This is a genomic window from Bradyrhizobium sp. SZCCHNRI1009, from assembly GCF_032487575.1.
In the GTDB taxonomy this organism is placed as follows: domain Bacteria; phylum Pseudomonadota; class Alphaproteobacteria; order Rhizobiales; family Xanthobacteraceae; genus Bradyrhizobium.
In genome coordinates this window covers 207,381-232,943 of record NZ_JAUEUL010000007.1, presented here as the reverse complement: position 1 = coordinate 232,943, position 25,563 = coordinate 207,381, and the positions used below count along the sequence as shown (strand labels likewise).

Genomic DNA, 25,563 nt, shown 5'->3' with positions numbered 1-25,563 from the left:
GCCGCTCAGGCCGGCGGCGGCACCGTCGCCAGCCAGTGCCGGGCGATGTCGGCGCGCGGCGCGATCCACGCCGCGCCGCTGCGGGCGATGTGCGCGAGGATGCGGTCGAGCGCGCCGATCCGGCCGGGACGGCCGATCATGCGCAGATGCAGCCCGATCGACAGCATCTTCGGCGCGGTCGCGCCCTCGCGCACCAGCCAGTCGAAGGCATCGATGACGTAGTCGGCGAAATCGCCGCCGCGGAAACGCGAGCCGTTGAAGAACTGCATGTCGTTGCTGTCGAAGGCGTAGGGCAGCACCAGATGCGGCCGGCCGCAGACATCGACGTAATATGGCAGGTCGTCGTTGTAGGCATCGCTGTCGTAGAGGAAGCCGCCCTGCTCGACCAGCAGCCGCCGCGTGTTCGGCGAGCTCGCCGAGCGCGTGTGCCAGCCGAGCGGGGGCTGGCCGGCGACGCGCTGGATCGTCTCCACCGTGCGCGCGATCACGCGGCGCTCCTCGGTCTCGCCCATGCCGGCGTGGCTCTGCCAGCGCCAGCCATGCGCCGCGACCTCATGGCCGCGCGCCACGGCATCGCGGGCGAGCTGCGGCGAGCGCTCCACGGCGCGGCCGCAGGCGCTGACGGTGACCTTGACCCCGTGGGCGTCGAACAGATCCATGAGGCGCCACCAGCCCACGCGCGTGCCATATTCGAAATGGCTGTCGATGCAGGGGTCGGGGCCGTCGAGCCGGTGCACGACCTCGTAGATCGCCTCGTTGCTCGCATCGCCGTCGCACACCGAGAATTCAGAGCCCTCCTCGAAATTCACGACCAGCGACACCGCGACGCGGGCGTCGTGGGGCCAACGCGGATGCGGCGGCCTGCCGGCATAGCCGGTGAGATCGCGGCGGAAAGCAGGCTGTGACGTCATCGTGTCAATCCGCGGTTCCGGCCATGCGGTGCAGGCCGACCAGGCGATCGCTGATCAGCAGCAGCACGAGCGTGCCGGCGAGAATGAGGGTGGGGAGCGCAGCCAAGGTCGGATCGGGCGCCTCCTCGATATATTGCAGCATGCGGATCGGCAGGGTTTTCGAACGCACGTCGGTGAGGAAGATCGAGACCGGATAGTTGTCGAACGAGGCGAGCAGGCTGAACAGCCCTGCGATCAGGAACGACGGCGCCAAAGCCGGCACCATCACCCTGATCACGCTGCCGGCATAGGTGCAGCCGAGCGTGCGCGCCGCCTCGATCAAGGTGAAGTCGAAGCGGGAGAGCCCGGCGATCATGGTGCGCGCGACGTAAGGAAGCGTCACCACGAGATGGGCCACCAGCAGCGCGCTCCAGGTCGCGGTGAAGCCGACCATGCGGAAATATTGCAGCAGCGCGATGCCGAGCACGAGGCCGGGCATCATCAGCGGCGACACCAGCAGCGTGCCCAGCGCGGTCGCGCCGGGCAGCCTGCCGCGCGCGATGGCGATGGCGGCGAGCGTGCCGGCGACCATCGACAGCGCGGTCGACAGCACGGCGATCTGCAGCGACAGGACCAGCGACGGCCAGAAGCCGTCGAGCCGCCCGATGCGGCCATACCAGCGCAGCGACGCGCCCGACAGCGGCAGGTCGAACACCGGCGTCGGCGAGAACGAGGCGGCGGCGATCACGACCAGCGGCAGCAGCAGGAACAGTGCGAGGCCGATCGCGAGCACCCAGCAGATGACGATGGCGAGGCGCGACATCATTTCGGCTCCCGCGACAGCATCGCACTGAGCGCGACGACGATGATTGCGATCGCCAACAGCACGACGCCGGCGGCCGCGCCGAAGCCGGGCTCGCGCGCCAGCAGATAGGCCTTGGCGATGGTGGTGGCGAGGGTCGGATATTTCTCGCCGATGAGCAGCGTCGGCACCACATAGGCCGACACCGACAGCGAGAACACCAGCGCCACGCCGGCGATGATGCCCGGCAGGGTCAGCGGCAGGATGACGCGAAAGAACACGACCAGCGGCGAGGCGCCGAGCGTGGCCGCGGCTTCAGCGTAGCGGCCGTCGAGCTGCGCCACGACGGCGTAGATCGGCAGCACCATGAACGGCAGGAAGATGTTGACGGCACCGACGATCAGCGCGGTCTGGGTGAAGATCATGCGGATCGGATCCTCGATGATCCCCATTGCGATCAGCACCGTGTTGATGAGGCCGTCGCTGCGCAACAGGATGGTCCAGGCGAAGGCCTTGACGATGACCGAGGCGGCGAGCGGCAGGAACAGCGTGGCCAGCAGGATCGAGCGCAGCGGCCCACGTGCGCGGGCCAGCGCGAAGGCCGCGGGATAGGAGATGAGAAATGCGATCAGCGTCGTCAGCAGGCCGAGCCGCAGCGAATTCCAGATGATTCCGAGATAATAAGGCGTACCGAGCAGCCTCGTGTAGTTCGCCGGCGTGATGCCGCCGTTGGCGTCGAGCACGCTGACGCCGAGCAGCAGCGCCAGCGGCAGCACGAACACCAGTGCCGTTATCAGCAGCGATGGCGCGACGAAGCCGAACGCCGCGAGGCGCTCGCGATCCGGCGCGGTCTTGACGATGGGCGCGGTCAGCACGGCGTCGGTCATGGTCAGGTCTCGGCGGCGAAGGCGAAGGTTTCGGCGACGGGCCAGGCGAAGCGGACCTCGTCATGCACGCGCGGCACCTCGGCCTCGCGCCCCGACAGCTCGGCGAGCAGGCTCGCGCCGGCGCCGGCATCGACGTCCACGAGGGTCCGCGAGCCCTGGAACACGACCGACCGAACGCGGCCGGCCGCGGAGTTGGCGCCCTCTCCAACGCCGAGCCGCAGCTGCTCCGGCCGCGTCACCACGATCACCGAGGCCCCGGGCTGGAACGCGCCGCGCGCCGACAGACGGCCGACCGGCGTGACGACTTCCACCGTGCCGTCCTGCGCGCCGACCACCTGGCCGGCGATGCGCGTCGACAGCCCTACGAAGTTGAGCGCGAACAGGCTGGCCGGCCGGGCATAAAGCTCGCGCGGCTCGGCGAGCTGCTCGATGCGGCCCTTGTTCATGACCGCGACGCGGTCCGACATGGTCAGCGCCTCGTCCTGGTCGTGGGTGACGAAGATCGCGGTTGCCTTGACCTCCTGCAGCAGCCGGCGCAGCTCGACCTGCATCTCCTCGCGCAGCTTGCGGTCGAGCGCCGACAGCGCTTCGTCGAACAGCAGCACATCCGGCTCGACCGCGATGGCGCGCGCCAGCGCGACGCGCTGCTGCTGGCCGCCCGACAGCGCCGAGATGCGGCGGCTGCCGAGATGGCCGAGCTTGACCAGCGACAGCGCGCGCTCCACCGCACGATCGATCTCGGCCTTGGGCGTGCCGCGCACCTTCAGGCCGAAGGCGACATTGCCGGCAACGGTGAGATGCGGAAACAGCGCATAGCTCTGGAACACGACGCCGACATTGCGCCGGTGCGGCGGCACATGGGTGACGTCGCGCCCCGCGAGCGCGATCGTCCCGGCGTCGGGCGGTGCAAGGCCAGCGATCGCGCGCAGCAAGGTGGTCTTGCCGCAGCCGGACGGGCCGAGCAGGGTCACCAGCTCGCCGCGGCGGATCGTGAGATCGACGCGATCGAGCACGGTCGCGGCGCCAAACCGCTTGGAGACCCCGCTGATGACGAGATGCGGCGCGCCGGTCATGTCATCTCCTTGCTCCAGCGATCGACCCAGCCGGCGCGGTTCTTGGCGATGAAGGCCCAGTCGGGCGCGAACAATGTCGCGGGATCGGGATAGCCTGAAGGCAGCGGCGTGGCCTGGTTGGTCGGCGCGATGAAGGCCGTCTTGGCGAGGATGCTCTGCGCCTCTGGGCTGAGGTAGAAGTCGATCACGGCGTCGGCGAGATCGCCGGCCGGCGCGCCGCTCACCTTGGCGATGCCCGACGGCATCGAGAAGCCGCCATCCTTCGGGATCGCGAGGTCGACCGGCGAGCCGTCGGCCTTGCGGATCAAGGTGTAGGCCGAGAACTGGCCGCCGATCATCCAGGCCTCGCCCTGCTCCAGCAGATTGATGGCTTGCGGGGCATTGGTATAGACGTTCAGCAGGTTGGCCTTCAGGGTCTTGATCTTCTTGAAGCCGGCGTCGATCTCGTACTGCGCTTCCTTGTAGGGCTTGCCGGTCTCGAGATGCGCGGCCGCGAGCAAGGTCCAGAACCCTTCGGTGTTGGACAGCGACGGCACGACGATCTTGGAATCGTATTTCGCATCCCACAGCTCGGCCCAGCTGCCAGGTGCCGTCTTCATGCGCCTGGTGGAATAGGCGATGCCGGCCCACGGCTTCTGATAGTTGGCCCACATGCCGTCCTGGTGCACGGCATCGCCGACAAGCTTGCCGAGATTGGGGATCGCCGAGGACGACATCTTGGTGATCAGCCCCTCGGCCGCGGCCGGCAGCATCACCGGATCGTCCATGATCACCACCGAGATCTTCGGGCTTGCCTTGTCGGCCTGCATCTTCTGCAGATTGGTCAGCGAGTTGGTGCCCTCATAGAGCACCTTGCAGTCGAGCTTCTTCTCCAGCACCGGAAACAGGTCGGAGTTGAAATATTTGGCGGCGCCGGCGGGGCCGCCGATCACGATCTCTTTCGGGGCGGCGCGCACCAAAGCGGGCGCGGCGAAGGTGGCGGCGAAGGCCGCACCAGTCTTCAGGAGGCTGCGGCGGGAGAAGGGGTGCATGAGAGGATCCCGTGTGAGCTGTCGCGTGGCGTGTCACCCGAGATCAGCAAGCGTCGTGCCAAATGTGCACATTTCTTGATTCGGCAATGAGATCAGCGTTCTGAGCTACCTCTCGATCCGCATCGTGCCCGGCCACGGGCAGAATGTGCACATTTTTTGGAGGTGACGTGCCGCGCCTTTGGGCCTAGCAGTTCGCCATGGCGATGCGAGCGCAGCGAATCGGAAAGGCCAATCCCGCCGAGGACGAGGCGGTGTATCAGGCCATCCTGCGTGCGCTGCTGGAAGGCAAGCTCAAGGCCGGTACCAAGCTCGCCGAGACGCCGCTGGCTGACATCTTCGGCGTGTCGCGCGAGCGCATCCGAAAAGTTTTGCACCGGCTCGGCGCCGAGCGGCGGCTGGAGATGATCCCGAACCGTGGCGCACGGGTGCCGCGGCCGACGCTCGATGATGTCAGGCGAGTCTATGAGGCGCATCGCGTCCTCGAGGCCGGCGTGCTCAGCCAGCTGGTGCTGCGGGTCGATGATCTCCTGCTCGCCCGGCTCGATGCGCATCTGGCGGAGGAGCGCGCGGCGGCACAGCGCGGCGATCGCACGACCTCGGTGCGGCTGTCTGGCGCCTTCCACGTCCATCTCGTCGACTCCATCGGCAATCCCGAGCTGTCGCGCATGCTCGGCGATCTGCTCAGCCGCTCCTCGGTGATGGTGTCGGTGTACGAGCCGGCGGCGCAGTCGATCTGCGCGGTCGACGAGCACGGCGCGATCGTCGCGGCGCTGCGCGACCGCGACCTGATGCGCGCGATCGCGGTGTCGCGCGAGCACTTCCTGCATGTCGAAGGCCGGCTGCGGCTCGACCAGGACGCGGCGACGCCCACCCAGGATCTCGCCGCGGTGTTCGCCGGACGACGGCCGCTGCGTGGCAAGCGGCGCTCGGCCTAGCCGGGCCGGCAACCGCTACTTCGTGGTCAGCGCCGTCACCGGATGCCAATGATGATCCGGCCGCGTGCCTGCCAGGGGCCTGCAGCGCGCGATCATGGACTCGGCGGAGCGATCGCCGGGCTTGAGCGCGAGGACAGCTTCGAAGGCCGCGCTGGCAGCCGCAAAGTCCTGCGCGCGATAGTCACGCAGTCCGCGCGCGTAGTGCGCGATCCAGCGCATGTCCTGCGCGGCGACATTCTCCGCAAGCCCGACCAGTTCGTGGACGCGCAGGCCCTCCTCGCGGCCATAGACGGCGATGCGGTCGATCTCGCGGGTGAGAAACGCCTCGCCCGCCAGCCGCGCGGTGCCCTCGCCGATCAGGATGTCCGTGCCGTAGACCTTGTTGGCGCCCTCGAGCCGGCTCGCGACGTTCACGGCATCGCCGATCACCGTATAGTTGAGACGCAGTTCGGAGCCGATGTTGCCGACCAGCATGGGACCGGAGTTGATGCCGATGCGGATCGCGAGCGGCCGGCCGTCATCGTCGCAAAGGCCGCTGGCCGCGACCGCGTCCCGGCACGCCAGCGCGGCGCGGCAGCACAGACCCGCATGATCCGGCTGCGCGGCCGGCGCGCCCCAGAACGCCATCACGGCATCGCCGATGAACTTGTCGATCGTGCCGCCGTGATCGACGATGACGGTCGAGATCAGATCGAGATGGCGCGACAGCAGCGGCACGACGCGGTCGCCCATGCGCTCCGACAGGCCGGTGAAGCCGGCGATGTCGATGAACATGACGCTGAGCTCCTGGACATGACCGCCCGGCCTGGCATCGACGCCCTGTCGCAGCAATTGCCGGACGAGATCGGCGGGAATGAACTTGCGGAACGACGACAGGCCGCCGGCCATTTCGGCGATGGCGCCGGACAGGCTGGCGATCTCGCGCAGCCGCGACGGATGGCGGCGCACCTGCTCGAGCGCGAAGGCCTCGACGTGGCGCAGTTCGGCCACCACGCGCCCGAGCGGCGCGGCGATCACGGCACGCGCCAGCGCGGCGGAGACCAGCGCCGCGAGCACGGCGCCGATGCCGAGACCGATGATCACGCGCCGCAGCGCCGCGTCGACCGGGCCGAGAAACTCCGCTTCCGGAATCACCGTGACCAGCGACCAGCCGGGAAACGGCAGCGCCGTGCGCGCCACCTCGAAGGCGCCGTCGCCCGATTGCACGCGGCCGCGCCAGGCGTCGCCGCCGTCGCGCGAGGACCGCATCGCCTGCTGCGCGATCGGCAGCAGCGGCTGGCGGCCCTGCCCGGCATTGACCTCGTCGGCGGTCTCGTCAGGCGCCGCGACCAAGCCGCCGTCATGCGTCAGGATGAACGCGCTGCCGGTACGTCCGACCTGAAGCTGGGCGAGAAAGCGCGCGATGCGCGCGTGCTCGATGATGATGGCGAGCACGCCCTGCCGCTCCTGATAGACGTCGATCGGGCCGGCCAGCGCGATCGCCGGGCGTTCTCCGCTCGGGTGATGATCGACGCTGAACCAGCGCGGCTCGTCCGCGGCGAGGCTCTCCTTGAACCAGGGCTGGTCGGCGACCTTGAAACGGGTCGGCTCGAAGCGGCGTGACGCGAACTCGATGTCGCCGGGCACGACGTCGTATTCATCGACGCGGCGCTGGCCGGGGTGATCGGTCAGCGAGATCTCCATCATCTCCAGGCGCCGGTCGCCGAGCTTGTGGGCAGCGAAGAACGAGCCGTCGGGCCAGCCGAACGCCGCCGATGAGATCGTCGCCTGCGACTGCAGCTGCGACAGGAACACGAATTCGCGCTTGTCCGCCTCGCGGGTGTCGAGCACGTTCTGCAGGAACAGCGTGCGGATGGCGGTGTGCGCCGCGCGCGCCTCGCTGACGATCGCGCTCACCTCCTTGCGCACGGCGCTCGCGATCTGCGCATTGATGGTGCTGGCGAGCTGACGGCTGATCGCCTCCGAGGTGCGCCACCACAACAGGCTAGAGGCCAGCGCCGTCAGCAGGATCGCGGTCAGCACCAGCGCCGACACGACGAAGCGGATGCTGACGGTCAACCGCTCGCCGGCGGCGTCTCGGCGCGGCACTCGGCTGTTTTCGCTCGCCATCATCGCAGGTCGATCTCCGATCGGACCGATCGGCGCGCGGGGCTGCGCCCGACGGGGAGCCGCCAGACTGCGCTCTCATGACGTGCGCCACCAATGCCGGCTGGCTAAGTCGATGATGCCTGCAAAGCATTGGCACTTCGAACCCGCCTGCGTTCGACTGGACGCAGCTCCGAAGCACGCAATACCGCTCACAGGGTCGTGAGCGGAATCGCCGCGTAACATTCTCGTGGCTGCGGGCGAAGGAGAGATGCGCATCGCCAAGCGAGCGATGCAGAACACGAGAGGAATCGTCATGCCCGCCAAGAGAACCGTCACCACGCTGGCGCTCGCCGGCGCCGTCAGCACCGCGCTCGCAAGCCTCGCAATGGCTGGGCCACTGACCAAGGCCGAAGCGGAAGCCGCAATGGCCGCCAAGAAGGAGAAATGCTTCGGCGTTGCCCTGAAGGGCCAGAACGATTGCGCCGCCGGTCCCGGCACGACCTGCCAGGGCACCTCCACGATCGACTTCCAGGGCAACGCGTGGAAATTCGTCCAGGGCGGCACCTGCACCAGCATCGACGTGCCCGGCGGCCGCAAGGGCTCGCTGAAGCCGATCTGATCGCTCTCGTTCACCCCAAGCGGAAAGCGGAGACGCAGCATGCGCACCGATGCCCCCCCTGCACCGTGCCCCACCATGCCGCTTCGCTTTCCGCCACCTCTCGGCGGCGTCGCCGGGACCAGCTTCAAGCCGTCGCACCTGACCGCCATCCTGGCCGAGGCGCCGCAGCGCGGCTTCTTCGAGGTCCATGCCGAGAACTACATGGGCGCCGGCGGGCCGCCGCATCGTCAGCTCGAGGCGATCCGCAGGGATCATCCGCTGTCGATCCACGGCGTCTGCATGTCGATCGGCGGCCCGCAGCCGCTCGATCGCGACCACCTCGCGCGCTTCCGCAAGCTCGTCGCCCGCTATCAGCCAAGCCTCGTCTCCGAGCATCTGGCATGGTCGACGCACGATACGACGTTCTTCAACGACCTGCTGCCGTTGCCCTACACGACCGCCACGTTGGCACGGGTCTGCGACCATATCGACGAGGTGCAGGCCGCGATTCGCCGGCCGATCCTGCTGGAAAATCCGTCGACCTACGTCGCCTTCCACGACTCGACGATGAGCGAGACCGACTTCATCCGCGCCATCGTCCGCCGCACCGGCTGCGGGCTCCTGCTCGACCTCAACAACGTGTTCGTCTCCGCGATCAATCATGGCTTCTCGCCACAGGACTATCTGGCCGACTTTCCGCTCGCCGCTGTCGGCGAGATTCATCTCGCCGGTCACGCCGTGCAGGCCGACGATGAAGGTGAGCCGCTGCTGATCGACAGCCATGACGGCCCCGTCGCCTACGATGTGTGGGCCCTGTTCGCCAGCGTGATCGCGCGCAACGGTCCGACGCCGACGCTGATCGAATGGGACAGCAACATTCCGGACTGGCCGGTGCTGAAGGCAGAGGCCACGGCCGCGCAGACGATTCTCGATGACCACGCTCCCGGCTGCTCGCAGGAGGTGCGCGATGCCGCAGCCTGAGCAGGTTTCCGGCTACGCCGCCCAGTTCGCCGCGGCGCTGCTGACGCCGGATCGCGCGACGCCTGTCGCCGTCAGGGGTCCGCTGGCCAAGGCGGCCGGGCGTCGGTTCAACGTCTACCGCAACAACGTCACGGTCAGCCTGATCGAGTCGCTCATCGCGATCTATCCGGCGGTGCAGCGCATCACCGGCCCCGACTTCTTCCGCGCGATGGCGCGGGCGCATGTGCGCGAAACGCCGCCGGCGTCGCCGCTGCTCTTTGACTATGGACGCGACTTCCCCGCCTTCATTGCAGGGTACGAGCACGCCCGAACGATGCCGTTCCTGACGGACGTCGCACAGATCGAGCGGGCCTGGCTCGACGCCTATCACGCGGCAGACGCCGCGCCGCTCGACGGCGCCACGCTGGCGACGGTGCCGCCCGAGCGGCTGCCCATGCTGCGCTTCGCCGCTCATCCCGCCACCCGCATCGTGCGCTCGGATTTCGCGGCGGTCACGATCTTCTCGGCCAACCGCGGCGATGCCCCGGTGCCGCGCATTGATGGCTCGGTTCCGGAGGACGCGCTGATCACGCGGCCCGCGCTCGACGTCGTCGTGCGTCACCTGCCACGAGGCGGCGCGATCTTCGCGAGCCTGCTGGTCGCGCGGCAGCCGCTCGACGTCGCTGCGGAAGCCGCGTTCGAGGCCGCGCCGGAGTTCGATCTCGCCGCCAACGTAGCCGGCCTGATCGAGGCCGGCGCCTTCACGGACATCACTTTCGAGGACGCATGATGACGACGGACCACTCCATGGCGCCGACCCCGACGCTGTCGTTGCCTTCCCTCGTCGGCCAGGCCGTGCGGCTGCTGCAGAGCGCGACCCCGCTCACCCTGGTCCAGCTCGTCACTCGCATTGCGCTCGCCGTGCCGTTCTGGCGCTCGGGCATTCTCAAATGGGACGGCTTTCTCAGGCTGAGCGACACCGCCGTGACCCTGTTCAGCGACGAGTTCATGCTGCATCTACCCGGCGGGCCATATCACTTTCCCATGCCGACGGTGATGGCGTTCCTGTCGGGCTGCGGCGAGGTCGGCTTCCCCGTCCTGCTCATTCTCGGCCTCGGCACCCGCTTCGCGGCGCTCGGCCTGCTGTTCATGACGTGCATCGTCGAGCTCACAGTGCCCGACGGCTGGCCGATCCATCTGACCTGGGCGGCGATGGCGCTGGGCCTCATCGCCCATGGCGGCGGAAAGATCTCGCTCGATCACGTTCTCGGCGGGCTGTTCGGCGGCGCGCACCAGGGCAGCGCCAGCCGTGGCATGTAGTAGCCGCGCCACTCGCAGACCTCCTCGGGCCCCCTGCGCTTGAGCGCCATCTTGACCGGCTCGGCCTGGCTCATGCCGACATGGAGCGCGAGCAGCGCCGCGCCGATCGGATAGGCGAAGCGGGAGAAGCGCAGGTCCGACAGACGATCGAGCAGGACCATGCCGGCGATGATGATCAGGGGATCGGTGAAGACGAAGTACTCGACCTTCAGCCCGCGGCGGACGCCGAGCGTGTCGATGCCGATGGCCGCCAGCATCAGGAGGACGGCCTGGATGGCCGCCTGCCGCTCACCGCGGCGCCAGGCGATGACGATGCCGGGGATGACCAGCCAGGTCAGGAACACCGCGGGGCGGGCCGACGATTGCAGCACGAAGGTGTAGCGCCGGATGACCCCCAGCACCCCCGATAGCAGCAGGCCGACTGCCCCGGCGAGGCTGCCGGCGGCCTCGGGCGCGTCGACATAGGTGATCATCTTCTCGAGAGGATTGAGCACGACCACGACATCGTTGATGTCGTAGCTCAGCTTCAGTGCCAGCACGCCGAGGCTTGTGCCGGCCACCGCCGCCAGCAGTGCCGCGACAGTCTCGGCCGCGCTCACCCGCCACCGCCACGCGAAGCCGACCATGCAGGCCGCGACCACGCCGAGCAGCGCGAACTGATAGATGCCGAAGCGGCCGAACAGTATCGGCTTGAGCCCGGCAGCCGTTGCATTGACAGGATCGAAGCCGGCGGCGATCAGCGGCCAGGCGGCGATCGCGGCGACGATTGCCGCCACGGCTGCAACCATGACGGCCGCCCACGCGCGCGAGCTTTGCCAGAACGCCACGCTTGCGCTCGCCGCCGTCCCGAACGGCAACACCAGCACAGGAATGGCGGCGATCAGCAGGATCGCATGCACCTTGTTCTCCAGGCCGAGCATGCAGAGCAGCGCGGCGAGTCCGACGGCGAGCGGCCGCGCCAGGCTGGCGCGGCGCGCCACAGCGATCAGGATCATCAGCGCGAGGATGCAGAACGACGCCGCGATCATCTCGCTGCGCAGGATGCGCAGATGCATCTGCACGCCGCCGGAGAAGGCGAAGGCGGTGACGGCGAGCATGGCGATGCGCCAATCGGACACCAGCCGGCGCGCGGCCCAGGCAAAGGCGAGGATGATGCCGGCGGCCGTCAGCAGCGCGGCGACGCGTCCGGCATGGACGGCGCTGGTCATCGCCGCGTCGAAAGCGGCGCGGTCGGCGGGGATCGCCGACAACGTCCAGGCGTCGAGCAGGCCGAGCCGGTGCAGCAGCGCGAACCAGGTCTCGACCGAGAGGATGGTGAGATAGGCCGGGTGGTCGAAGAACACCTGCGCGCCGCCGTCGTTCATGGCGAACGCGCTGTAGATCACCATGAAGTCCATGTCGGCATTGCGCCAATAGACGGTGAAATAGCCGGCGGTCAGGAACGACACGAGCGAGAGCAGCAGCGCGACCGCAACGCCGCCGCGCCAGCCGAACGGGGTGAGGCGGTCGAGCGCGTCGCGGCGCGGCATGTCCTTTGTCGCACAGTTCTGGCCGGCATCTTGGGAAGGGCCGTCACCGCGGATCACAAGCAGCTCCGGCGGGAACTCCAATGAAGCGCATCGGCGCCACCTCGCAGGCGTGGTCCGCGCGCGCACGCCATCCTCAGATCGCCTTGATCTTGAAGAACGCGAACACGACCATCTTCAGCAGCATCCAGCCGTGGCGAAAGCGGGAGATCTGGGTTTCGCCATAGCTGCGCGCGGCGTAGCGGATCGGCAGGTCGATCGATTTCAGGTTGAGCTTCGAGGCGCCGAAGATCAGGTCGAAATCGCCGAACGGATCGAAATCGCCGAAATAGGCCTTGCCGGCCTTGAGCCTGACATAGTCGCTGCGGCGGAGCACCTTGGTGCCGCAGAGCGTATCGGTGTAACGCTGATTCAGGAGCCACGAGAACAGGTAGGAGAAGGTCTTGTTGGCGATGAGGTTGAGGAAGCGCATCGCGCCCTCGTCCATCGGATAGACCAGGCGCGAGCCGTTGATGAACTCGCCTTTGCCGGAACGCAGCGCCTCGAAGAATTTCGGCAATTGCTCCGGCGGCATGGTGAGGTCGGCATCGAGGATCATCAGCACGTCGCCGCGCGCGGCGTCGAACGCGGTGAACACCGCGTCGGCCTTGCCCTTGCCGGGCTGGCGCATCAGCTTGATGTCGTGATCGGGGAACGCCGCGCGCACCCGCTCCATCTCCTCATAGGTGCCGTCCTGGCTGTGGCCCTCGATGAAGATGATCTCGATGTCGTTGCAGAACGTGGCGATGCGCCGGACCGCCGGCTCGATGTTGCCGCGCTCGTTGCGCGCCGGGATCACCACCGTCGCCGAGCGGACGTCGTCGCTGACGCAGCGCATCGATCGCGATACCAGATAATGTCGCAGCGCCAGCGCGCGCAGGCCCGGCAGCACGCTGAGGAAGCGATTGGCGAAGCGGCCGAGGCCGTAGAGCCGGAGCGGCGACAGCACGCGCTGCTCCGATTTGACGGGATCGAAATCGGCCAGGTGCGCCAGGCTGCGCAGGTCGGCCGGCGACAGCACGTTCTGCTCCGGCTGCGGCATCCGCAGGCCCAGTGCTTCCGCAGCCTTCAGCAGCGGATACCAGAGGTGCGAGAAGTAGCCGATGACGAGTCGCGTCTCGCGCGTGCACAACGGGTGCAACTGCGCGATGAACTGCTGGCAGTCGTCGAGCGAGCCGATGGTGTCGAGCACCAGGATGACATCGAACGGGCCGGTGGCGGCGGCGAGCGTGGCCGGATCCTCCGCGTCGCCCAGAATGAAGGTCAGCTCGGGATGCCGGCTGCGAGCGATCGCGATCTGCTTTTCGCTGAAGTCGATGCCGACGCCGTAGGACGGCGCGAGCGAGGCCAGCGTATCGCCGAGGCCGCAGCCGATCTCCAGCACGCGGCTGCCCGGCGGAATCAGGAAGCGCAGATAGCACGCATCCTCGCCGTGAAAGAACGCCGCCTTGTCGCGCCAGTCGGCGCGCGCATCGGCGAAATGGTTGGCATGGTCGAGGATGGCCGCCTTGCGCGGCGACAGCGCCTTCGTTGCCGGCGACAGGGTTGCGGCAACCTGCGGCCGCTCGCGTTCGTCCTGCCGGACCGCCTCGTCCAACTCCGCCACCTGATACCACCCCCGCTAGGAACTACGTCCTTCTAGGCCAGCCCGGTTGGGCGGAGTCAAGGCGGTGGCAGAGAAGTCCTCCGCTCTGTTGGCATCGTGACGCCCCGGCTCTGACGCGCGACGGAAACGAGCAGACATCCGCCGGCCACAATGAGGCCCGCGCGATCGTTCGCGCCGCATGCGTCCGATCTTTGCTTCTCATTCGCGCTCGCAACTAAGCGGGCGCGGGAAGACCGGCGACGCGGGACCGTCGTCGCGAGATTGGCGCCGGCGCCAGCGGCTGGAGCGCCGGCGCGCCGGCCTGCGCGGGGGCACGGAAGCACCTGACGAGTCCGCAGTCGCGGCTCCCCCCTCCTATCAACACAGCGATGCACCGCGATCGAGACATGCCGCCGCGCTCACCGCCCGCAGCAGAACTTGTATTTCTTGCCGCTACCGCACGGGCATGGATCATTGCGGCCGACCTTCGCGGTGGCAGCCGCCCGCTTCGGCTCCGTGACGACGGCGCGCGCGTCACCCTCGACGAAGCGCCAGGCGCCGTCGTCGTCGCGGCGAAACTGCGAGACCTCATGATGCTCGATGAGCTTGCCGTCCTCGCGATAGCTGGCGACGAAGCTGACGACGCCATCGGCGTCGCCGGGCTGGCCGCGGGCCGACGAGACGATGCGCAGGCCGAGCCAGCTCGCGCGCGTCGCCCAATTCTTCGCCGCGACAGGGTCGAACGCAGCACGCCTGTCGGACGCGAGCGTCGCTTCGATGTAGCCGATGTCGCCGCGCGTATAGGCCGTGTAGCGCGAGCGCATCAGCGCCTCGGCGGTTGGCGGCATCGCGTCGCCAAGCAGATAAGGACCGCAACAGCGGTCGAAGGGAAGCTGTGATCCGCAGGGACATGGCATGAGGTGACGTGGGTGCTCCGATCCCGAAATGACATCATAGTGCGATCGAGAAGCGCCGGCACCTCTTCGTTCGATCAGTGAACAGAAGTATGCCTCACGCGGCGGTTGTGACTCCAAAGACGCAGGTCGCCAGCGTTCACCACTGCCGCTGCCGCCACACGCGCCGCGCGGTTTCGAAACCGGCGAATCCGTGTTAACCATTGGTTTAGAACATGGGTGTTGGGCGCACGGCTGACCGGCCCGGCCCCGCGCGGACCAGAACCTTCCGGGCGCCGCCTCATTACGTGGCGCTTGTGACCGCAAGCCCTCCGCATCATCGGCGGACCAGGGCGCGGGAGACGCCAACGATTTCTTCGCGCGACGCCAGCCCGGCCGCAAGAACGAAGGCCCGCTTCGAGGCGGGCCGCTGCCCGATTCCCGATCAGACGTGCACCCGATGCCGGCGCGCTCAGCGCTGCGTGCAAACGCAGCGTCGCGCCCATCACCACCGATTGGAGCAGCCCCGATGGCTGATGAGTCCGTAGTCGCATCCATCATTCCCTGGCAGCAGCCGAAGACGGCCAAGCCGCGTCCGAAGCGCGCCAAGGTCGTCAAGCCACGCCCGCGGCCCCGGACCGACAAGGCCGAGAAGGCCAAGATGGCGGCGCTCGACGACGAGATGCTCGCGTCCGAGACGCTGATCATGCCGGATTTCCTGGACTACGTGAACGAGCCGGCGAAAGCTCCGGCCGTTGCCGAGGCGTCCCGCACGGGAGCGGCTGCCAGCGCGGCCGCCGCGGCGATCCCGGCCGCAACGCCGCCGGCCACGATACCGCCGCGCGAAGCGTCGACCGCGGGCGAGGTCGTGCCGGCCGCCGCGCCGATCACGCCGGCGAAGCCCGCGCGCGCTGGCATCACCGCCTCCTCGGTCCTGCTGCAACTTGCCGCACTGGCGCTCGCCGCGGTCGGCATGGCCATGAACGGCTGGTTCGCCCACTCGCTCGGCTCGAACAGCACCGCGGGCTATATGTTCCTTGCTGTCGGCGTGACCGCCGACCTCGTCGCGCTGGTGATGCCGACCTGCGCCGCTCGGCTGTGGCAGGCGCGCCACCGCGCCTCGGCACTGACCGGCTGGGCGGTGTGGCTGATGACCTTCGTGTTCGCGGTCACCGCCGGCATCGGCTTCGCCTCCACCAACATCAGCGACGTCACCTTGGCGCGCGCCTCGCGCGTGACGCCCGCGGTGCAGGCGGCGCAGACCGCGCTCGCCGACGCCATGACCGCGCGCGACCGCGAGTGCAAGGGCGGCGTCGGCAAGTTCTGCCGCGAGCGCGAGGCCGCCGTTGCCGAGCGCCGGCTGGCGCTGGACGCGGCGATGTCCACGGTCAGCCAGACCGCCGATCCGCAGACCGAGGCCGCGATCAAGCTGGTGGCGTGGGTGTCGCGCGGCGTGGTGAAGCCCTCCGCCGACGACTTCGTCATGCTCCGCCTGATCCTGCTGGCGCTCCTGCCGCAGATCGGCGGCATCCTGCTGATGGTCGGGCGAAGGGTGTGAGAGTTCTTGTCGCCGCCGGCGATTGTTTCGCCGGGGTCGGCTCAGCGCCTGCTGCGGCCGCGTGAACGCGGCGGACGATGCGCGGCGCGCCACGCGCTCTCGAGCACGCTGCGCAGGCGAGCGGCGTCGACGTCGGCGAGCGACACGGTGGTCCAGCCCTGATCACCCCATTTGTTGGGGACCCGGCGAAACACGCCGGGCTGCAGGCCGGCATGGTGCTCCTGCTCGTCGGGCGAGAGCAGGACATTGGCGGATGCGCCATCGGCGGCGAGGGTCGCGAAGGTCCGGTGCAGCTTGAACGCGGTGCGATCGAAGTGAGGCGCCTCGGTCGCTCCGGCGAACGACAGAGCGAGGCTGCGAAATTCGTCACCGGTCATCTCGACGCGCCTCTTGCGATCGTATTCGAAGGATATGACTAGCACCGGCCAGCGCGGTCCGCCATGCGGTGTCCCCGCCGCCCTGCACGCGAACGTGAAGACCGCCACCCCAAGCCCTTGATGCACGTCAAAACTAAACGCCATCGTTTCTATATGGCTTGTCGCAGGATGCGATCAAAGGAGAGCAAGACATGGCGGCACAGAGCACGATGCAGGTTTACTTGAACTGGGCCAGGGAGCGCCTCCATGAGATGGATGCAGCGCTGGAGTCGCTCGGCGTCAAGGCAGCCGAGGCCGAAGCAGCATCCAAAGTGAAGACCGACGAGATCATGGCGGACCTGAAGAAGCGCCGCAGCGATCTCGAGGCCCTGCTCAAGACGCAAGCCGAGGCCGGCGAAGCCGCGCTGGCCAGCGCGAAGACGGAACTGGACGCGCACTGGGCCGGATTCGAGGCGCAGATGAGTGCCTATTTCGAAGCGGCCGGCAGGCAGGCCGCGCAGCAGCAGGCGACCTTCAAGGACATTGCCGCCGCCCAGGCCAAGGCTTGGCGCGAGTCGGCCGACAGGTTTCGCGAGGCCGCGACCAAGGTGACGACGGCCGGCACCACCGATCTCGACGCCGTGCTGAAGCAGCTCAAATCCGACGCGTCGGCGGCCGGCGCTCATCTCGAGAAGCTGAAACAGACCGGCAGCGAGTCCTGGTCGGTGCTCAGTGCCGCCCTGAGCGAATCCCGCAAGGCGTTCGATCAGGCCAATCAGGCGGCCTGGAATGCGTTGAAGGGGCCGGGCGCGAAGAGCTGAGGGCAAGCCCGCAACAGCGACAAGGCAACGACCGTTGGGGACTGAGTTCAGTTCCCGTTCGGTCGATTCCGTTGCGGGGCGCCGCTCACGCCCGGACTGATCGCGAGCGTGGTGCCGGCGGCACCTCCGGCCTCATAGGCGGCCGTCGACACCATCCGGCTCGTGCTGCGCGCCGACCGCAGCTTCAGGTCGAGCTTGTCGAACTCGGCATCGACCACCGAGGTCTTGAGCACGACCAGGCCGCGGCCGGTGGTTTCGTTGGCCTGATCGCGGCTCGCCTTCATTGCCGCGAGGCGGTCGGCGATCGACACCACCATGCCGAGGGCGAAGGAGGCATTGGCGAGATGCCGGTCCTGATGCCGGAACCGGCGGTACTCGGCCGAGGTCTTGTAGCGGCCGAGCTCGGCGCGCACGGCGTTGTCGATCAATTCCGCCAGATAATGCGCAACCTCGACATCCGCCGGGAGACCGAAGAACACGTAGCTCGCTTCGCCGGCCGGGTTCTTCTCGCGCCAGACCCGGCAATCGCAGAAATGCGCGATCGCGCCGATGCAGTCGTCCAGCGGAATGCGCTTCTTGCGATGGGTTTCGTAGACCTTGCGCTCGCACGCCGACGCCCGCAGCTCGAGGTCGGACAGCGACAGGTCGTGGCGATCGAGCAGTTCAGCGACCTTGGCGGCCGCGGACAGCGCCTCGTCCTCCGTGCAGCCATTGGCGATGGTTTTCGCGCGCAATGCCTGGATGCGGGCCTTGAGCCTGTCGAGGGCGACAGGATCAGCGGCGGGACGATCGAATGTCTGGCTCACCGGTCAGGCTCCAAAGAAGGCGCGGCAGGATTGCGCCGTGGACACGAGCACCCACCAACAGACGCCGACGATCGACGTCGTGTGATCCCTCGTTCTCATCAATGCGCAAAGCGTCGTGCGTCCCAGGCCAGTGACATCGCAGGCGTCATTCATGGTGCTGGTGAGCCGTTGGAGGACCGCAATCGACTTGGCTCGTCATTGGCAGATGGAGCAACCGGGGACATTCGCAGACAGCACTCATCGACTGTATCTCACGGGCCTCGCGCCTTGAAAAGCCTGGCGGGGGGGATGCCGAGGACCGGCGTTACGGCCGGGATTGCAGTGCGCGCAGCGCGAGCGTCCGACGCAGCAAATTGAGACTGGTGGTGAAACGCAGAGTGGTTCCAGCGTGGCGGATGCGCCGGTGCGATGGCACTATCGGAGAGCGTGCACGGGCGCATCCACGGGGAGAAGGGAGCATGCGATGAAGCAGATCAAGGGTCCCGCCATCTTTCTCGCCCAGTTCGCCGGAGGTACTGCGCCTTTCAATTCGCTGGATTCGATCTGCGGATGGGCGGCCTCGCTCGGCTATGAGGGGGTTCAGATCCCCAGTTGGGACGGCCGGCTCTTCGACCTCCATAGGGCGTCCGAGTCGCAGGACTATGCCGACGAGGTGAAGGGCATTGCGGCGCGCCACGGATTGGCGATCACCGAGCTCTCGACGCATCTCCAAGGCCAGCTCGTTGCCGTTCACCCGGCCTATGATGCGGCCTTCGACGGGTTCGCGGCGCCCGAGGTTCGCGGCAATCCGCAAGCGCGGACCGATTGGGCCATAGATCAGGTCAAGCGGGCGATCCAGGCTTCACGGCGGCTCGGGCTCACCGCGCATGCGACGTTTTCCGGCGCCTTGGCGTGGCCCTACATCTATCCATGGCCGCAGCGTCCACCTGGACTCGTCGAAGCTGCGTTCGACGAACTCGCGCGGCGCTGGCGCCCCCTCCTCGACCATGCGGAGGAACATGGGGTCGATCTCGCCTATGAGATCCATCCTGGCGAGGACCTGCACGACGGCGTCTCCTACGAGATGTTCCTGCAGCGGGTGGGCAATCACAAGCGCGCCAATCTGCTGTACGATCCCTCGCACTTCGTTCTGCAGCAGCTCGATTATCTCGCCTACATCGATATCTATCACGAGCGCATCAAGGCGTTTCACGTCAAGGACGCCGAGTTCAATCCGACCGGACGCCAGGGCGTCTATGGCGGATTCCAGAGCTGGGCCGATCGGGCCGGCCGCTTCCGCTCGCTCGGGGACGGCCAGGTCGATTTCGGCGCGATCTTCTCGAAGCTGACGCAATACGGCTATGGCAGCTGGACCGTGCTGGAATGGGAGTGCGCCATCAAGCATCCCGAACAGGGTGCGCGCGAGGGCGCCGAGTTCATCAGGAGCCATATCATCGAGGTCACAGAGAAGGCTTTTGATGATTTCGCCGGCTCCGGCACCGACGACATGGCGAACCGCAAGATGCTGGGCCTGTCCTGAGGGAGGAACAGATGGCCATCGACGCAAGCCATGAAGCCGGTCGACAGGCGCGCATCCGGCTGGGAATGGTCGGCGGCGGACAAGGGGCCTTCATCGGCGCCGTCCACCGCATCGCCGCACGCATCGACGACCAGTTCGAGCTGGTGGCCGGCGCGCTCGCATCCGATTCCACCCGCGCCAAGGCCTCGGCCAAGGAGATCGGGCTTGCCGAGGATCGCGCCTATGGCTCGTTCGAAGAGATGGCCAGGGCCGAAGCGGCGCGCACTGACGGCATCGAGGCGGTCGCGATCGTCACGCCGAACCACGTGCACGCCCCGGTCGCGAAAGCCTTCCTTCAGGCCGGCATCCATGTGATATGCGACAAGCCGCTGACGACGACCTTGGCCGAGGCCGAAGAGCTGGTGGCCCTAGTCCGATCGACGGGCAAGGTGTTCGTGGTGACGCACAACTACACCGGCTATCCGATGGTGCGGCAGGCGCGGGCGATGGTCGCGAGCGGCGAGCTCGGCGACATCAGGCTGGTGCACGCCGAATATCTCCAGGACTGGCTGACCGAGCGGCTGGAGCAGAGCGATCACAAGCAGGCGGCGTGGCGCACCGACCCCGCCCGCTCCGGCCCGGGCGGCTGCATCGGCGACATCGGGACGCACGCCTACAACCTCGCCTGCTTCGTCAGCGGGCTCGAGCTCGATGAGCTGCTCGCGCAGCTGTCGACCTTCGTCCCGGGGCGTCGTCTCGACGACGACGTCCAGATCCTCCTCAGATGGAAAGGCGGCGCGAGGGGCATGCTGTGGGCGAGCCAGGTGGCGGTCGGTCATGAGAACGGCCTGACCTTGCGCGTCTCCGGCAGCAAGGGCGGCCTCGAATGGGCGCAGGAGAATCCAAACCAGCTCTGGTTCACGCCTTACGGACGGCCCAAGCAGCTCCTGACCCGCGGCGGGGCGGGCACGCTCGGCGCGGCCGCGCGCGTCACCCGCATCCCCTCCGGCCACCCCGAGGGCTATCTCGAAGGCTTTGCCACCATCTACGCCGAGGCCGCCCACGCCATCCGCGCGGCCAGGGTCGGCGAGAAGCCGGATCGCGATGTGCTCTTCCCGACCATCGAGGACGGCCTGGCCGGCGTGAAGTTCATCGATGCAGCCGTCAGATCATCGGCCGCCCAGGGCGCGTGGATCCGGATGAGTTGACGCCGACACGCCGTCCCGAAGCTTCTGGCGTTATAGGCGCTCGAACGCCAGCCGGAAGACTGCAACGGACATCTGCGAACGTTTTGCTGGCGGAGAGGGAGGGATTCGAACCCCCGATAGGCTTGCACCTATGCCGCATTTCGAGTGCGGTGCATTCAACCACTCTGCCACCTCTCCAGGCGCAAATCAGGGGCGAGCCCCCGGGTCGGGCGCCGTTCTAGGGCACGATGCGGGGAGTGACAAGGCAGCCGGTCGAAATTTTCCGGGGGCTCGCGCAGGCGCGCCATTGCGGTCCGCTCGGGGAAGCGGACCGCACGCGGCGGCTGAACGGCTGCACCGCTCGCCCCGCGCTCCGACGGCCCCAGACTGACGCGGGCCGTCGAACCCGATGGTCTGCGCAGCGCCCGTCAGCGGAACAGGTCGAAATGGTAGTTCAAGCCGACCCGCACGGAGTGAATCTTGGCCGCCCGCCAGTCCGGCAGGTCGTCGTGCTTGAGGTCAGTGTAGAGATATTCGAGCTTCGCCGACCATTTCGGCTGGAACGCCCATTCGGCGCCAGCGCCCGCGGTCCAGCCCATCTTCATCTTGTGGATCGGCCCGTCCTTCAACTCGCCCGCCGCAAGACCCGCCGTACCATACAGCCACAGGCGCTGGTCGAGCACCGCGATGCCGGCGCGTGCGCGGCCGGAGGTGAGCCAGGGCATGCTGACGGCCGGATTGACGACGTCGCCCTTGCGCGAGAGGCCGGTGAATTCGAGATCGTTCTCGATGCCGACCACGAACATCGGCGAGATCTGGTAGTTGTAGCCGGCCTGCCCGCCGCCGATCACGCCGGACAGCTTGCCGCCATTGCCGCCGGCGGCGTTCGTGAAGGAGTCGTTTCCGGTGAAGGCGCCGCCGACATTGGCGCCGGCATAGAAGCCGGTCCAGGAGAACGGCGCCGGTGCGGCCGCATAGGCCGGCGCCTTGTAGGAAGTCGCCGCCAGGTCCGCCGCCTCCGCCCCGCCGCAGCCCAGCGCCGCCAGCGCCATGGCGGCCATCCCGTATCTTGCGCGTCCGATCATCATGTCCTCACACTCCATCCGGCGCGAGATTGCGCCGTCAAAATCCCACCGCATTTGGGACATTAATCTATAAACCGACTAGTCGGTTTGTAAATAGACCTGCGTGATATCGATGGCGATTTCTGCCTGCGGTCGGCGCGGCGGCCGGCGACGGGAGGTCAGGGACAAAGGTGGGACCGCCGTACGCTGACACATACCGGCGGTCCCGTGTCGCTACATCTTGGGGAAACCGACGGAAGAGACGGGGGTCAATCCGGCCGGCCTGAGCGACACCGGCGACCCTGGGCCATCTGCGCGTGCATCGCAATGCGAACCGTTCCTTAACCTAACCAGTCAAGGTTACCGGGTTCCATCCCATCCGACTGGTTGTACGGCGGTTTTCCGCACGTCCTGGCGCCGGGAGACACCCCTGCTGCAGCGCAACATTGCCATCCCGTCAGGCCCTGGCAGACACGGTGCGGCCGCGTCAATGCTCAATCCTTCTTCTTCTTGGCCGCCTTCTTGTCGTCGGCCTTGTCCTCCTTGGACTTGTCGTCCTTGTCCTTGCGGCCGTTCTCCTTGCGGCGGTTGGTGAAGCGGGCATTGCCCAGGCCGGTGCCGATGGTCAGCACGCCCCAGCGCTCGAACTCCTGCATGAACGGCACCTCGGAGAGCCCCTGCACGACGCCGTCATTGTGCATCAGCACCGCGGTGTCGTGGTCGCCGATCATCGGGATCGCCTCGACCAGGCTGGCCGGCAGGTTGAACTTGCTGCTCTCCCAATTGCCCGGCAGGTTCTGCGCGCCCTTTTCGATCGAGCCGTCCTCGTTGATGACGCCGGGACAGGCGATGCCGATGAAAGGCGCAAGCTTGAGGCCCTCGGTGTCAGCCTCCTCGATCAGCCCCTTCAGCATCTTGGCGAGCCGCTTGACCGCACCTTCCCGCGTGGGCTCGTCATCGGCATGGCGCCAGAGATCGGACTTCCACACCGACGCTTTCGACAGATCCGGCGACTTCTTCCAGGCGGTCTCGACGACGCCGCAGCGGATGTTGGTGCCGCCGATGTCGACGGCGAGGATGCTGTCATGGGCCTCGAAGATCCACGACGGCGCCAGATGCAGTGCGCCGATCAGGCCGGCATCGTCGGGATGATAGCGGATCGGCTCCAGCTCGACGCCAAAGCCCTCGTCCTTGAGGATGATCTCGGTGCGCGCGATCGCCAGCTCGCCGAGCCGGGAATCGCGAAAACCGCCGCCGACCACGATGCATTCGGTCTTGGCCCAGGCCTTGGTGCGCAGGAAGCGGCGGGTGACATGGGCAAGCTCCTGGGCGAACTCCTCGATCGCCGAATGCACCACGGCCGAGGCCTCGGTGTCGTCGCCGACCAGGATCGCGTCCAGCGTCTTCTTGCTGATGGTCTCGCTGTCCTCGTCGCCGAACGGGTCCTTGCCGGACTTGCGCAACGGCTTGCGCCAGCGCTCCAGGATCTTGCGGAAGGCGCCCTTGGAGGCGCGGTCGCCGAGGAAGCCGTCCTCGTCCTTGAGCTCGATGTTGAAGCTGTCGATCTCGACCGACGGCAGCCGCGCGGCGCCGTGGCGGGCGATGCCCGTGGTGGTCATGACGTCGTCGGCCATGTGATCCTGCCCTGTTGTACGTTGGGCTCGAACAACGGCGGAGGGAACAGTTGGTTGCGGGTCCGGTGCGCCGGGTCGAGCGAATAGCGGCCGGGGGGGCCGGGCATCCGTCCGGCCGGCAACCGTCCATTCACCTTGACTCGCCGGCTCACCCCGCTATAAGCGCCCGATCGACCGGCGCGGGCGTTCCTGCGCCGTTTGTCGTTGCGCTCTTTTCGGAGGCGTCAAAGCCTCGGACGTAACTGCCGGCCCCGATCGGGCCGGACTCCATGAACCATAACGACTGAACAAGAAGCCGACCCGGGGCCATCGCGCTCTGAGGCCGGGACCGAACACGAAGGATGAGAACGATGTTCGCAGTCATCAAAACCGGCGGCAAGCAATACCGCGTCGCCCCGGATGATGTGCTCGAGATTGGCAAGATCGACGGTGAGCCCGGGACGATCGTGCAGCTGAACGAGGTGCTGGTGGTCGGCGGCGATACGCCGGTGCTGGGCATCCCTGCGGTGGCCGGCGCGTCCGTGGCCGTCGAGGTGCTGGACCATAAGCGCGGTCCCAAGGTCATCGCGTTCAAGAAGCGCCGCCGCAAGAATTCCCGCCGCAAGCGCGGCTACCGTGACGAGCTGACCTTGATCCGCGTCTCGGAGATCCTGACCGACAACGCCAAGCCGACCAAGGGCCCACGCCCGAAGAAGGCCAAGGCGGAAGCCCCGGCGGCCGACGCCGCGGAGTAAGCGTGCCGGCGCGCGTCTCGCGCGCCGCACCGGCTTGATCCTCATCGCGCGTGGATTTTTTGTCCGCGCAGGTTGCAAATGTGAATGATCCCTTAGCGGAATCGCGCTAAAGGTGATCGCAAGAGATCGGAGACGAGCGATGGCTCACAAAAAGGCAGGCGGTTCATCCCGCAACGGACGCGACTCCAAGGGCAAGCGCCTCGGCATCAAGGCGTTCGGCGGCGAGCGCGTGATTCCCGGCAACATCATTGCGCGTCAGCGCGGCACGACCTGGCATCCCGGCCTCAACGTCGGCATGGGCACGGATCACACGATCTTCGCGAAAATCGACGGCGTCGTCGAATTCCATGCCCGCGCTAACCGCACGTTCATTTCGGTGCGTCCGGTAGCCGCCGAGGCTGCTGAATAGAATACGGTGGAACGATACGCGTCCGCCGGGTCCTGATGAACCGGCGGAGCGCCAGATGGCTCCAGGGGAGGCGGGACAACCGGCCTCCCCTTTTCATTTTCGCTGATCCGAAACTGATCCCGAAGCGTCGATGGAGCCCGACATGCTGCAGGACATCACCACCCCCACCTTGCGCGAGGCGAGACCTTGCGTCCTCGAGACCCCCCGGCTGACGCTGCGGGCGCCGGTGCTCGCGGACGTGACAGCCATCGCCCGGCTCGCCGACGACCGTGTTATCGCCGAGAATACCCGCCGCCTGCCGCATCCCTATTCGGAGGTCGATGCCGCTCGCTTCGTTCGCGGGCTGGAGCAGACGGGTGAGACCGCCTTCCTGATCGAGCACCTCGACACGCCGATCGGGATGGTCGGGATCAATCGACCAGCAACAGGCCGCGCCGAGCTCGGCTACTGGCTGGGCGTTGCGCATCGGGGCCGCGGCTTCGGCACCGAAGCCGCGCGCGCCGCGATCGACCATTTCTTCGAGACGAGCGAGGACAATGTGCTGATCGGGCACGCCCGCGTCAGCAACCCAGCCTCGCGCAACATCCTCGAAAAGTGCGGCTTCCAATGGACCGGCGTCGAGCTGCACCGCTTCGAGGTGATCGGCTCCTCGGCGCCCATCGACGCCTTCCGCCTGACCCGTGGGGTCTGGTCGTCGCCGAAGGCCTGGGCCAATGCGGGGCGGCGGATTTAGCCGAGGCGACCGCTCCATCACTCGTGTCGTCCCGGCCTCGAGCCGAGACCCATAGCCACCGAAATCGGTGGTGGGATCACGCTGGAGCCACAGCCTTCTCCACCACAGGCCGCACGGAGTCTGGGTCCCGGCTCGA

25 protein-coding genes and 1 tRNA gene are annotated in these 25,563 nt (G+C 67.5%); 12 read left to right on the top strand and 14 right to left on the bottom strand.

What is annotated here, in order from left to right; genetic code table 11:
- Window positions 1-5 precede the first annotated feature (5 nt).
- From QX010_RS15635 to QX010_RS15615, 5 genes are read right to left on the bottom strand one after another with little or no spacing between them, the layout of a single operon-like run.
- A complete protein-coding gene (locus QX010_RS15635; RefSeq protein WP_316180385.1) occupies window positions 6-911 on the bottom strand; it encodes a polysaccharide deacetylase family protein in 906 nt (301 codons plus the stop codon).
- 4 nt (window positions 912-915) lie between these two features.
- On the bottom strand, window positions 916-1,713 hold the full coding sequence (locus QX010_RS15630) for an ABC transporter permease (RefSeq protein ID WP_316180381.1): 798 nt from the start codon (window positions 1,711-1,713) through the stop codon (window positions 916-918).
- Entirely contained in the window at window positions 1,713-2,579 is an 867-nt protein-coding gene (locus QX010_RS15625; protein WP_316180379.1) for an ABC transporter permease, read from the bottom strand. The genes QX010_RS15630 and QX010_RS15625 overlap by 1 nt, the downstream gene beginning before the upstream one ends.
- A 2-nt stretch (window positions 2,580-2,581) precedes the next feature.
- The gene (locus QX010_RS15620) at window positions 2,582-3,652 is read right to left on the bottom strand and encodes an ABC transporter ATP-binding protein (protein ID WP_315800662.1); all 1,071 of its coding nucleotides are present in this window, start codon (window positions 3,650-3,652) and stop codon (window positions 2,582-2,584) included.
- A complete protein-coding gene (locus QX010_RS15615; protein ID WP_315800663.1) occupies window positions 3,649-4,683 on the bottom strand; it encodes an extracellular solute-binding protein in 1,035 nt (344 codons plus the stop codon). Before QX010_RS15615 ends, QX010_RS15620 begins: the two co-directional genes overlap by 4 nt.
- Before the next feature lie 197 nt (window positions 4,684-4,880).
- On the opposite strand from QX010_RS15615, the gene QX010_RS15610 reads away from it, so the two are divergent.
- Window positions 4,881-5,618 carry a GntR family transcriptional regulator gene (locus QX010_RS15610; protein WP_316180377.1) on the top strand — a complete coding sequence of 246 codons (738 nt, stop codon included), beginning with the start codon at window positions 4,881-4,883 and terminating at the stop codon, window positions 5,616-5,618.
- A 15-nt stretch (window positions 5,619-5,633) separates the two neighbouring features.
- On the opposite strand, the gene QX010_RS15605 is transcribed toward QX010_RS15610, so the two are convergent.
- Window positions 5,634-7,727: an adenylate/guanylate cyclase domain-containing protein gene (locus QX010_RS15605; RefSeq protein ID WP_316180461.1), complete on the bottom strand. Its 2,094-nt coding sequence runs from the start codon at window positions 7,725-7,727 to the stop codon at window positions 5,634-5,636.
- Between the two features lie 292 nt (window positions 7,728-8,019).
- On the opposite strand from QX010_RS15605, the gene QX010_RS15600 reads away from it, so the two are divergent.
- The 4 genes from QX010_RS15600 to QX010_RS15585 are packed head-to-tail and all read left to right on the top strand — an operon-like array spanning window position 8,020 to window position 10,584.
- On the top strand, window positions 8,020-8,325 hold the full coding sequence (locus QX010_RS15600) for a DUF2282 domain-containing protein (RefSeq protein ID WP_315800665.1): 306 nt from the start codon (window positions 8,020-8,022) through the stop codon (window positions 8,323-8,325).
- A 39-nt stretch (window positions 8,326-8,364) separates the two neighbouring features.
- Window positions 8,365-9,285 (top strand): DUF692 domain-containing protein, encoded by a 921-nt coding sequence (locus QX010_RS15595; RefSeq protein ID WP_316180376.1) that lies wholly within the window; start codon window positions 8,365-8,367, stop codon window positions 9,283-9,285.
- Window positions 9,272-10,054 (top strand): DNA-binding domain-containing protein, encoded by a 783-nt coding sequence (locus tag QX010_RS15590; RefSeq protein ID WP_316180373.1) that lies wholly within the window; start codon window positions 9,272-9,274, stop codon window positions 10,052-10,054. Before QX010_RS15595 ends, QX010_RS15590 begins: the two co-directional genes overlap by 14 nt.
- Window positions 10,054-10,584, top strand: coding sequence for a DoxX family protein (locus QX010_RS15585; protein WP_409997873.1), 531 nt, complete (start codon window positions 10,054-10,056; stop codon window positions 10,582-10,584). The genes QX010_RS15590 and QX010_RS15585 overlap by 1 nt, the downstream gene beginning before the upstream one ends.
- Here the strand turns inward: QX010_RS15585 and QX010_RS15580 are convergent.
- The 3 genes from QX010_RS15580 to QX010_RS15570 form a co-directional block, all read right to left on the bottom strand.
- A complete protein-coding gene (locus QX010_RS15580) occupies window positions 10,524-12,113 on the bottom strand; it encodes a hypothetical protein (protein WP_316180371.1) in 1,590 nt (529 codons plus the stop codon). The two genes, QX010_RS15585 and QX010_RS15580, sit on opposite strands and share 61 nt — an antisense overlap.
- Window positions 12,114-12,246: 133 nt before the next feature.
- The gene (locus QX010_RS15575) at window positions 12,247-13,755 is read right to left on the bottom strand and encodes a bifunctional class I SAM-dependent methyltransferase/glycosyltransferase family 2 protein (protein WP_316180370.1); all 1,509 of its coding nucleotides are present in this window, start codon (window positions 13,753-13,755) and stop codon (window positions 12,247-12,249) included.
- Window positions 13,756-14,153: 398 nt separating this feature from the next.
- Complete coding sequence (locus QX010_RS15570) at window positions 14,154-14,651, bottom strand: YchJ family protein (RefSeq protein ID WP_316180369.1); 498 nt, start codon at window positions 14,649-14,651, stop codon at window positions 14,154-14,156.
- A gap of 505 nt (window positions 14,652-15,156) precedes the next feature.
- Here QX010_RS15570 and QX010_RS15565 point away from each other — a divergent pair.
- Complete coding sequence (locus tag QX010_RS15565) at window positions 15,157-16,185, top strand: hypothetical protein (protein ID WP_316180367.1); 1,029 nt, start codon at window positions 15,157-15,159, stop codon at window positions 16,183-16,185.
- A gap of 41 nt (window positions 16,186-16,226) precedes the next feature.
- Here QX010_RS15565 and QX010_RS15560 read toward each other — a convergent pair whose 3' ends face one another.
- A complete protein-coding gene (locus QX010_RS15560) occupies window positions 16,227-16,562 on the bottom strand; it encodes an MmcQ/YjbR family DNA-binding protein (protein ID WP_316180365.1) in 336 nt (111 codons plus the stop codon).
- Between the two features lie 191 nt (window positions 16,563-16,753).
- Here QX010_RS15560 and QX010_RS15555 point away from each other — a divergent pair, with 191 nt between their 5' ends.
- Window positions 16,754-17,362 carry a hypothetical protein gene (locus QX010_RS15555; RefSeq protein ID WP_316180363.1) on the top strand — a complete coding sequence of 203 codons (609 nt, stop codon included), beginning with the start codon at window positions 16,754-16,756 and terminating at the stop codon, window positions 17,360-17,362.
- A gap of 47 nt (window positions 17,363-17,409) precedes the next feature.
- On the opposite strand, the gene QX010_RS15550 is transcribed toward QX010_RS15555, so the two are convergent.
- On the bottom strand, window positions 17,410-18,168 hold the full coding sequence (locus QX010_RS15550; RefSeq protein ID WP_316180360.1) for a DUF2786 domain-containing protein: 759 nt from the start codon (window positions 18,166-18,168) through the stop codon (window positions 17,410-17,412).
- A 463-nt stretch (window positions 18,169-18,631) separates the two neighbouring features.
- Between QX010_RS15550 and QX010_RS15545 the strand changes: the two genes are divergently transcribed.
- On the top strand, window positions 18,632-19,687 hold the full coding sequence (locus QX010_RS15545; protein WP_316180357.1) for a sugar phosphate isomerase/epimerase: 1,056 nt from the start codon (window positions 18,632-18,634) through the stop codon (window positions 19,685-19,687).
- A gap of 11 nt (window positions 19,688-19,698) precedes the next feature.
- Window positions 19,699-20,874, top strand: coding sequence for a Gfo/Idh/MocA family oxidoreductase (locus tag QX010_RS15540; protein ID WP_316180355.1), 1,176 nt, complete (start codon window positions 19,699-19,701; stop codon window positions 20,872-20,874).
- An 87-nt stretch (window positions 20,875-20,961) separates the two neighbouring features.
- Here the strand turns inward: QX010_RS15540 and QX010_RS15535 are convergent.
- From QX010_RS15535 to QX010_RS15525, 3 genes are all read right to left on the bottom strand, one after another.
- Window positions 20,962-21,051: transfer RNA gene (locus QX010_RS15535), tRNA-Ser, on the bottom strand.
- Window positions 21,052-21,281: 230 nt separating this feature from the next.
- A complete protein-coding gene (locus tag QX010_RS15530; RefSeq protein ID WP_409997874.1) occupies window positions 21,282-21,938 on the bottom strand; it encodes an outer membrane protein in 657 nt (218 codons plus the stop codon).
- Window positions 21,939-22,411: 473 nt separating this feature from the next.
- Complete coding sequence (locus tag QX010_RS15525; RefSeq protein WP_316180353.1) at window positions 22,412-23,551, bottom strand: ROK family protein; 1,140 nt, start codon at window positions 23,549-23,551, stop codon at window positions 22,412-22,414.
- A gap of 350 nt (window positions 23,552-23,901) precedes the next feature.
- Between QX010_RS15525 and rplU the strand changes: the two genes are divergently transcribed.
- The 3 genes from rplU (at window position 23,902) to QX010_RS15510 (ending at window position 25,427) form a co-directional block, all read left to right on the top strand.
- A complete protein-coding gene (gene rplU, locus QX010_RS15520) occupies window positions 23,902-24,285 on the top strand; it encodes a 50S ribosomal protein L21 (protein WP_035648644.1) in 384 nt (127 codons plus the stop codon).
- Window positions 24,286-24,424: 139 nt separating this feature from the next.
- Entirely contained in the window at window positions 24,425-24,694 is a 270-nt protein-coding gene (rpmA, locus tag QX010_RS15515) for a 50S ribosomal protein L27 (protein ID WP_315715952.1), read from the top strand.
- 142 nt (window positions 24,695-24,836) lie between these two features.
- On the top strand, window positions 24,837-25,427 hold the full coding sequence (locus tag QX010_RS15510; RefSeq protein WP_316180351.1) for a GNAT family N-acetyltransferase: 591 nt from the start codon (window positions 24,837-24,839) through the stop codon (window positions 25,425-25,427).
- Window positions 25,428-25,563: the final 136 nt, after the last annotated feature.

Excerpts from the sequence above, each read along its gene's own strand:
- QX010_RS15545 (WP_316180357.1), top strand. The coding sequence starts at position 18,632 with ATGAAGCAGATCAAGGGTCCCGCCATCTTTCTCGCCCAGTTCGCCGGA.
- QX010_RS15585 (WP_409997873.1), top strand. The coding sequence starts at position 10,054 with ATGACGACGGACCACTCCATGGCGCCGACCCCGACGCTGTCGTTGCCT.
- QX010_RS15530 (WP_409997874.1), bottom strand. The coding sequence starts at position 21,938 with ATGATCGGACGCGCAAGATACGGGATGGCCGCCATGGCGCTGGCGGCG.
- QX010_RS15615 (WP_315800663.1), bottom strand. The coding sequence starts at position 4,683 with ATGCACCCCTTCTCCCGCCGCAGCCTCCTGAAGACTGGTGCGGCCTTC.
- QX010_RS15560 (WP_316180365.1), bottom strand. The coding sequence starts at position 16,562 with ATGACCGGTGACGAATTTCGCAGCCTCGCTCTGTCGTTCGCCGGAGCG.
- rpmA (WP_315715952.1), top strand. The coding sequence starts at position 24,425 with ATGGCTCACAAAAAGGCAGGCGGTTCATCCCGCAACGGACGCGACTCC.
- QX010_RS15525 (WP_316180353.1), bottom strand. The coding sequence starts at position 23,551 with ATGGCCGACGACGTCATGACCACCACGGGCATCGCCCGCCACGGCGCC.
- QX010_RS15595 (WP_316180376.1), top strand. The coding sequence starts at position 8,365 with ATGCGCACCGATGCCCCCCCTGCACCGTGCCCCACCATGCCGCTTCGC.
- QX010_RS15590 (WP_316180373.1), top strand. The coding sequence starts at position 9,272 with ATGCCGCAGCCTGAGCAGGTTTCCGGCTACGCCGCCCAGTTCGCCGCG.
- QX010_RS15625 (WP_316180379.1), bottom strand. The coding sequence starts at position 2,579 with ATGACCGACGCCGTGCTGACCGCGCCCATCGTCAAGACCGCGCCGGAT.
- QX010_RS15510 (WP_316180351.1), top strand. The coding sequence starts at position 24,837 with ATGCTGCAGGACATCACCACCCCCACCTTGCGCGAGGCGAGACCTTGC.
- QX010_RS15635 (WP_316180385.1), bottom strand. The coding sequence starts at position 911 with ATGACGTCACAGCCTGCTTTCCGCCGCGATCTCACCGGCTATGCCGGC.
- QX010_RS15630 (WP_316180381.1), bottom strand. The coding sequence starts at position 1,713 with ATGTCGCGCCTCGCCATCGTCATCTGCTGGGTGCTCGCGATCGGCCTC.
- QX010_RS15555 (WP_316180363.1), top strand. The coding sequence starts at position 16,754 with ATGGCGGCACAGAGCACGATGCAGGTTTACTTGAACTGGGCCAGGGAG.
- QX010_RS15620 (WP_315800662.1), bottom strand. The coding sequence starts at position 3,652 with ATGACCGGCGCGCCGCATCTCGTCATCAGCGGGGTCTCCAAGCGGTTT.
- rplU (WP_035648644.1), top strand. The coding sequence starts at position 23,902 with ATGTTCGCAGTCATCAAAACCGGCGGCAAGCAATACCGCGTCGCCCCG.
- QX010_RS15570 (WP_316180369.1), bottom strand. The coding sequence starts at position 14,651 with ATGCCATGTCCCTGCGGATCACAGCTTCCCTTCGACCGCTGTTGCGGT.
- QX010_RS15580 (WP_316180371.1), bottom strand. The coding sequence starts at position 12,113 with ATGCCGCGCCGCGACGCGCTCGACCGCCTCACCCCGTTCGGCTGGCGC.
- QX010_RS15565 (WP_316180367.1), top strand. The coding sequence starts at position 15,157 with ATGGCTGATGAGTCCGTAGTCGCATCCATCATTCCCTGGCAGCAGCCG.
- QX010_RS15605 (WP_316180461.1), bottom strand. The coding sequence starts at position 7,727 with ATGGCGAGCGAAAACAGCCGAGTGCCGCGCCGAGACGCCGCCGGCGAG.
- QX010_RS15610 (WP_316180377.1), top strand. The coding sequence starts at position 4,881 with ATGGCGATGCGAGCGCAGCGAATCGGAAAGGCCAATCCCGCCGAGGAC.
- QX010_RS15600 (WP_315800665.1), top strand. The coding sequence starts at position 8,020 with ATGCCCGCCAAGAGAACCGTCACCACGCTGGCGCTCGCCGGCGCCGTC.
- QX010_RS15540 (WP_316180355.1), top strand. The coding sequence starts at position 19,699 with ATGGCCATCGACGCAAGCCATGAAGCCGGTCGACAGGCGCGCATCCGG.